This window comes from Kitasatospora sp. NPDC059088 (genome assembly GCF_042738155.1).
GTDB lineage: Bacteria > Actinomycetota > Actinomycetes > Streptomycetales > Streptomycetaceae > Kitasatospora.
The window spans coordinates 171,260-177,865 of the sequence record NZ_JBHYGR010000004.1 but is presented as its reverse complement, the minus strand read 5'-3'; the positions used below and the strand labels follow the sequence as shown (position 1 = coordinate 177,865).

Here is a 6,606-nt window from a genome sequence, read left to right as displayed (position 1 = left end):
TCTCCCCCCCGCGCCGCTGGGCCCCGGGGCCGGGCCCCCCCGCCCGCGCCCCGCCCCGCCGCGAGGGGAGACCACCGTGACACCGCCGGCCGCAGCCAGCGCCGCCGCCCGTACCGACGACCCGACCAACGACCCCGCCGCGGACCGCACCGCGGCCGCCGACGCCCAGGCCCCCGCCCCCAGCGGGCTGCCCGGCAGCGGCGACGACGACCCCGACGAACGCACCGCGGCGCACCCCGCCGCTCAGCGCCGGACCCACCCGGCCGCATCTCCCACAGGAGCCCGCTTCACCAGGCCCGGGGGGATGTTCTCCTCCCTGCGCGTTCGCAACTACCGCTACTACTTCGCCGGCCAGGTGGTGTCCAACACCGGCACCTGGATGCAGCGGATCGCCCAGGACTGGCTGGTCCTGAGCCTCACCGGCAGCCCGCTCGCGGTCGGCATCACCACCGCCATGCAGTTCCTGCCGATGCTGCTGCTCGGCCTGTTCGGCGGTGTGCTCGCCGACCGGATGCCCAAGCGCCGACTGCTGATCTGCACCCAGGGCGCGATGGGCCTGCTCGCCGCCGGCCTGGCCGTGCTGACCGTCGGCGGCGTGGTGACGCCGTACTACGTGTACGCCTTCGCCCTGCTGCTCGGCCTGGTCACCGTGGTCGACAACCCGACCCGGCAGGCCTTCGTGTCCGAGATGGTCGGCCCCAAGGACCTGGCCAACGCCGTCAGCCTGAACGCCGCCAACTTCCAGACCGCCCGGCTGGTCGGCCCCGCCGTCGCGGGCCTGCTGATCGCCGCGGTCGGCAGCGGCTGGGCGTTCGCCGTCAACGCGCTGTCCTTCGCCGCCGTGATCGGCGGACTGCTCGCGATGCGCGAGTCCGAACTGCGCCCGACCGAGCCGATCGCCCGCGAGAAGGGCCAGCTGCGCGAGGGCCTGCGCTACGTGAAGGAGCGGCCCGAGCTGCTCTGGCCGATGGTGCTGGCCGGCTTCATCGGCACCTTCGGGTTCAACTTCCCGACGCTGCTCGCCGGATTCGCCCACGACACCTTCAAGGTCGGCGCCGGGCAGTACGGCCTGCTGAACACCATGATGGCCGTCGGCTCGCTGGCCGGCGCACTGCTCGCCGCCCGCCGCGGCGCGCCCCGGCTGCGCCGGCTGGTCGGCGCGGCCCTGGCCTTCGGCGTCCTGGAGGTGGTCGCGGCCCTCGCGCCCGACTACTGGACCTTCGCGCTGCTGCTGACGCTGATCGGGGTGTTCGGGCTGAGCTTCAACACCTCGGTCAACTCCATGCTGCAGCTGTCCACCGACCCCGAGATGCGCGGTCGGGTGATGGGCCTGCTGGTGCTGGTCTTCACCGGCGGCACGCCGATCGGCGCCCCGGTCGTCGGCTGGGTCACCGCCTCGTACGGGCCCCGGCTGGGCCTGTTGGCCTGCGGCGTGGTGTCCGCGCTGGCGGCCGGCGCGGTCGGCCTGGTACTGGCCCGCAGCGCGGACCTGCGGGTGCGGTTCGACCTGCACCCCGGTCGCGGCGGGCGCGTGGTGGCCGTCGTGCCGCGGCACGTCCCGGCCCGCACGTCGGAGCTGGCCACGGCCTGCTGACGGCTCGTCAGGACGCCTCGGGGCTCGACCTCCGGGCGTCCTGACGCTGTGTCAGGACCGGATTCAGAGCCGGATCTCCAGCACCTGGCCGAGCCAGGTGCCGGTCGGCTGCTCGACCTCGAAGTCCGCGGTCTCGGTGAAGCCGAGCGCCCGGTACTGGCCGACCAGCTTGCGGTCGTCGCCCGCGTAGCAGTCCACCCGCAGCAGGTCGAGGCCGCGCCGGCGGGTCTCCTCGACCGCGTCGGCGATCAGCGCCGCGCCGATGCCGGAGCCCTTGAGGCTGCGGTCGGTGACCAGCAGGCGGACGAACAGCTCGGGCTCCTCCGAGACCGGGACGAACTTGCCCCGCTGCTCGGCCAGCACGCAGCAGCCGATCGTGCGGCCCTCGTCGTCCACCGCGATGCGGACCAGGAACGACTCCCCGGTGTACGAGGCGACCTGGTCGACCCGGGCCTGGTCGGTGCTGAACGGCCGGTCGCCCCACTGGCCGGTGCGTTCCCCGGCGGCCAGCCAGGAGACGGCGCCGTCGAGCAGGGACAGGATGTCGGGGACGTCCGCGGGCCCCCCGTTGCGGATCTTCATGGAAAACCGTTCTACACCGAACGGCCGGGCGAGGGAAGCTTGGATCATGAGACTGTTCGTCGCGGTCCTGCCGCCCGCCGAGGCACTCCAGGGGCTCTCCGACGCGGTCGCGCCGCTGCACGGGCTGCCCGGGGCGGACCGGCTGCGCTGGACCGCCGTCGAGGGCTGGCACCTGACCCTGGCCTTCCTCGGCCAGGTACCGGCCGAGCGGCTGCCGGAGCTGGAGACCGCCCTGGCGGCCGTCGCCGGGGCGCACCCGGCCCACCCGCTGCGGATCGCCGGCGCCGGCCGGTTCGGCGACCGGGTGCTCTGGGCCGGGGTCGAGGGGCGGACCCGGGCGCTGCGCGGGCTCGCGGAGGCCGTGGCCGGGGCCACCGCCGAGTTCACCGGGGAGGCCGACGCCCTCGCCTTCCACCCCCACCTCACCCTGGCCCGGGCCGGCTCCTCGCGCGGCCACCGGCGGGCCGCCCAGCGGGTCGCGGCGGCCGAGCTGGAGGGGCCGGCGGCGGCGCTGGCCGGCTACCGGGGGCCGGAGTGGGAGGCCGCCGGGCTGCACCTGATGAGGAGCGACCTGGCCGGGGGGTTCGCCCACTACGAGTCGCTGCGCTCCTGGGCGCTGGCCGACTCGGGCTGAGGGGGTCGAGGGGTGAGCTCTGAACAGGGCCTCGGATTCGCGCGGGTGCGAGCCGCAGGTACGCTCGTTGACCGTGGATCCCAAGACTCGAATGCGCATCGTCTCCGGCACCCTGGTGCTGCTGCTGGTCGTCGTGCTGATCAGCTCGCTGTCCGGCAAGTAGCCCGGGCCCGAACGGCCCGAGTGGACTGAACGGTCCGAGCAGCCCGAACGGCCCCGGAAAGGCGAGAGGGCCACCGCCCGCAGGCGGTGGCCCTCAGCCGTGTCCCTCGGGGCGGCTCAGCCGGCCAGCTGCTCGACCACGTGGTCGATGCAGTGGGTGAGCGCCTCGACGTCCGCCGGGTCGATCGCCGGGAACATCGCGACGCGCAGCTGGTTGCGGCCCAGCTTGCGGTACGGCTCGGTGTCCACGATGCCGTTGGCACGCAGTGCCTTCGCGACCGCGGCGGCGTCCACCGACTCGTCGAAGTCGATGGTGCCGACCACCTGGGAGCGCTCGGCAGGGTTCGCCACGAACGGGTTCGCGAAGGAGGACTTCTCGGCCCAGGCGTACAGCCGGGACGAGGAATCAGCCGTACGGGCGACGGCCCAGTCCAGCCCGCCGTTGCCGTTGATCCACTCCAGCTGGTCGGCCAGCAGGAAGAGGGTGGCGAGCGACGGGGTGTTGTACGTCTGGTCCTTCGACGAGTTGTCGATGGCCGTCGGCAGCGAGAAGAACGGCGGGATGTAACGGCCGGAGCCGGCGATCTCGGCGGCGCGCTCCAGGGCGGCCGGGGAGAAGGTGGCCAGCCACAGGCCGCCCTCGGAGGCGAAGGACTTCTGCGGGGCGAAGTAGTAGACGTCGGTCTCGGTGATGTCCACCGGCAGGCCGCCGGCGCCCGAGGTGGCGTCCACCAGCACCAGCGAGCCCTCGTCCGCGCCCGCCGGACGCCGGATCGGCATCGCGACGCCGGTCGAGGTCTCGTTGTGGGTGAGGCCGTAGACGTCCACGCCGGCCTCGGCGACCGGCAGCGGGTGGGTGCCCGGGGCGGTCTTGATCACCGTCGGCTCGGCCAGCCACGGGGCGGCCTTGACCGAGGAGGCGAACTTCGAGGAGAACTCGCCGAAGTCCAGGTGCTGGGACTTCTCCCGCACCAGGCCGAAGGCGGCGATGTCCCAGAAGGCGGTGGAGCCGCCGTTGCCGAGGACGACTTCGTAGCCCTCCGGCAGCGAGAACAGGCTGCTCACGCCCTCGCGCACGCGCTTGACCAGGTTCTTCACCGGGGCCTGGCGGTGCGAGGTGCCGAGCAGGGAGGTCTGGGTGGCGGCGAGGGCACTCAGGGCCTCGGGGCGCACCTTGGACGGTCCGCAGCCGAAACGGCCGTCTGCGGGCTTGATGTCAGCGGGGATCTGGATCTGAGCCACGCGCGCAGCCTACCGGCGCGGGACTCGCCCGGGATACGGTCGTCCGCCCGCTGAGACTGTGATCTCCGTTGCTCGGGGGACGCCGACAGCGGGCCCGGACGGAGCCGGACCCGCTGGTCAGAGGCGTTTGTTCGGGTGTGCGGGCGCGGGGTCAGTGCGCGATGGCGTCCCAGCCCTCGATCTCCTCGGGGCGGCGCGGGCCGGGGCCGATGTAGCGCGCGGAGGGGCGCACGAGGCGACCGGTGCGCTTCTGCTCCAGGATGTGCGCCGACCAGCCGGCGGTGCGCGCACAGGTGAACATCGAGGTGAACATGTGCGCGGGGACCTCGGCGAAGTCCAGCATGATCGCGGCCCAGAACTCGACGTTGGTGGCCAGCACGCGGTCGGGGCGGCGGTTGTGCAGCTCCTCCAGCGCGGCCTTCTCCAGCGCCTCGGCGACCTCGAAGCGCGGCGCGCCGAGCTCCTTGGCGGTGCGGCGCAGCACGCGGGCGCGCGGGTCCTCGGCGCGGTAGACGCGGTGGCCGAAGCCCATCAGGCGCTCGCCCTTGTCCAGCGCGTTCTTGACCCAGGCGGTCGCGTCGCCGGTGCGCTCGATCTCCTCGATCATGCCGAGCACGCGGGACGGGGCGCCGCCGTGCAGCGGGCCGGACATCGCGCCGACCGCGCCGGAGAGCGCGGCCGCGACGTCGGCGCCGGTGGAGGCGATGACCCGGGCGGTGAAGGTGGAGGCGTTCATGCCGTGCTCGGCGGCCGAGGTCCAGTAGGCGTCGACGGCCTTGACGTGCTTCGGGTCCGGCTCGCCCCGCCAGCGGATCATGAAGCGCTCGACGACCGTCTCGGCCTTGTCGATCTCGCTCTGCGGGACCATCGGCAGGCCCTGGCCGCGGGCGGACTGGGCGACGTAGGACAGCGCCATCACGGCGGCCCGGGCCAGGTCGTCGCGGGCCCGCTCGGCGGAGATGTCGAGGAGCGGCTTGAGGCCCCAGACCGGGGCGAGCATGGCGAGCGCGGACTGGACGTCGACCCGGATGTCACCGGAGTGCACGGGGATCGGGAAGGGCTCGGCGGCGGGCAGGCCGGGGTTGAACTTGCCGTCCACCAGCAGGCCCCAGACGTGGCCGAAGGAGACGTGGCCGACCAGGTCGTCGATGTCGACACCGCGGTACCGCAGGGCGCCGCCCTCGCGGTCGGGTTCGGCGATCTCGCTCTCGAACGCGACGACTCCCTCAAGCCCGGGTACGAAATCGGACATGCGACGGCTCCTTCAGTTCTGCGATCGGTGCTCCGCCGTGGTGGGGCGGCGCTCCAGTGACCGAATCGTGGTTGGCACTCGGTGCCAGAGTGACAGGCACGGGGTGCATTGCGCCATACACCACCGCGGTGATGTTTCCCGTGGGACCACTTGACTTCCCCGTCGAGGGTCGGTCGTGCCCGGGGGACTCCCGGAACCAAACGTCAAGTTCCGGACAATTCCCCGTACGGCGGGCAGTCAAGCGGTGGCGAGTCACCATATCTCCGACCGGGGTTTGTCCGGAGGTAGCGGTGCCGGTTGCTTGTCGTACGGGATGATGTTGGCGTGCAGACCCCGGAACGCGCCCAGTCGACGCCCCTGAGCCCCGCCACCCGGACCCCGGCCGACGAGCCCCGCCCCGGTCCGGACCCCACCGTGATGCGCAAGCACTACGTCCACGAGGGCCTGGCCGAGGACCAGCTCGCGCCCGAGCCGGTCGGGCAGTTCGCCCGCTGGTTCCACGAGGCGGACGACGCCGGGGTGGCGGAACCCAACGCCATGGTGCTCTCCACCGCCGACGAGCGGGGCCGGCCCAGCTCGCGCACCGTCCTGCTCAAGGGCTTCGACGTCCGCGGCTTCGTGTTCTTCACCAACTACGGCTCCCGCAAGGGCTCCGAGCTCGCCGCCAACCCGTACGCCGCGCTGCTGTTCCCGTGGATCGTGCTGGGCCGCCAGGTGATCGTCCAGGGCCCGGTGGAGAAGGTCGGCCGGGACGAGACCGCCGCCTACTTCCGCACCCGCCCGCACGGCTCCCAACTCGGCGCCTGGGCCAGCGAACAGTCCAGCCCGGTCGAGAGTCGCGCCGTCCTCGAACAGCGCTACGCCGACCTGGAGCGCCGCTACCCCGAGGGCGAGGGCGTCCCCGTCCCGCCGTTCTGGGGCGGCTACCGGGTCGTCCCGGAGGCGGTCGAGTTCTGGCAGGGCCGCGAGAACCGGCTGCACGACCGCCTCCGCTACCTCGCCGACCCGACGGCCCCCGGCGGCTGGCGGGTGGAGCGCCTCTGCCCGTGACCGCCGCGGCGCGGGGCGGTCACGGGGGTGCCGTGCGTCCGGGTGGTGCGTCCGGGCGCGGCGGGCGACCGGATCTGATGAACCGTCACC

Annotated in this window: 6 protein-coding genes; 3 read left to right on the top strand and 3 right to left on the bottom strand. The window is 73.3% G+C overall.

What is annotated here, in order from left to right; genetic code table 11:
• Positions 1–76: 76 nt before the first annotated feature.
• Positions 77–1,594: an MFS transporter gene (locus ACFWXO_RS03645; RefSeq protein WP_380521911.1), complete on the top strand. Its 1,518-nt coding sequence runs from the start codon at positions 77–79 to the stop codon at positions 1,592–1,594.
• A 63-nt stretch (positions 1,595–1,657) separates the two neighbouring features.
• Here ACFWXO_RS03645 and ACFWXO_RS03640 read toward each other — a convergent pair whose 3' ends face one another.
• Positions 1,658–2,176, bottom strand: coding sequence for a GNAT family N-acetyltransferase (locus ACFWXO_RS03640; RefSeq protein WP_380521909.1), 519 nt, complete (start codon positions 2,174–2,176; stop codon positions 1,658–1,660).
• Positions 2,177–2,222: 46 nt separating this feature from the next.
• On the opposite strand from ACFWXO_RS03640, the gene thpR reads away from it, so the two are divergent.
• Complete coding sequence (gene thpR, locus ACFWXO_RS03635; RefSeq protein ID WP_380521907.1) at positions 2,223–2,810, top strand: RNA 2',3'-cyclic phosphodiesterase; 588 nt, start codon at positions 2,223–2,225, stop codon at positions 2,808–2,810.
• A gap of 279 nt (positions 2,811–3,089) precedes the next feature.
• Here thpR and serC read toward each other — a convergent pair whose 3' ends face one another.
• Together serC and ACFWXO_RS03625 are read right to left on the bottom strand one after the other, a co-directional pair.
• A complete protein-coding gene (gene serC, locus ACFWXO_RS03630; protein ID WP_380399203.1) occupies positions 3,090–4,214 on the bottom strand; it encodes a phosphoserine transaminase in 1,125 nt (374 codons plus the stop codon).
• 151 nt (positions 4,215–4,365) lie between these two features.
• The gene (locus ACFWXO_RS03625; RefSeq protein ID WP_375888543.1) at positions 4,366–5,466 is read right to left on the bottom strand and encodes a citrate synthase 2; all 1,101 of its coding nucleotides are present in this window, start codon (positions 5,464–5,466) and stop codon (positions 4,366–4,368) included.
• Positions 5,467–5,883: 417 nt separating this feature from the next.
• Between ACFWXO_RS03625 and pdxH the strand changes: the two genes are divergently transcribed.
• Positions 5,884–6,516, top strand: coding sequence for a pyridoxamine 5'-phosphate oxidase (gene pdxH, locus ACFWXO_RS03620; protein ID WP_375888851.1), 633 nt, complete (start codon positions 5,884–5,886; stop codon positions 6,514–6,516).
• The last annotated feature ends 90 nt before the right edge of the window (positions 6,517–6,606 follow it).

Bases quoted from the DNA above. Each gene is read 5' to 3' on its own strand.
- ACFWXO_RS03640 (WP_380521909.1), bottom strand. From the start codon at position 2,176: ATGAAGATCCGCAACGGGGGGCCCGCGGACGTCCCCGACATCCTGTCC.
- thpR (WP_380521907.1), top strand. From the start codon at position 2,223: ATGAGACTGTTCGTCGCGGTCCTGCCGCCCGCCGAGGCACTCCAGGGG.
- ACFWXO_RS03625 (WP_375888543.1), bottom strand. From the start codon at position 5,466: ATGTCCGATTTCGTACCCGGGCTTGAGGGAGTCGTCGCGTTCGAGAGC.
- pdxH (WP_375888851.1), top strand. From the start codon at position 5,884: ATGCGCAAGCACTACGTCCACGAGGGCCTGGCCGAGGACCAGCTCGCG.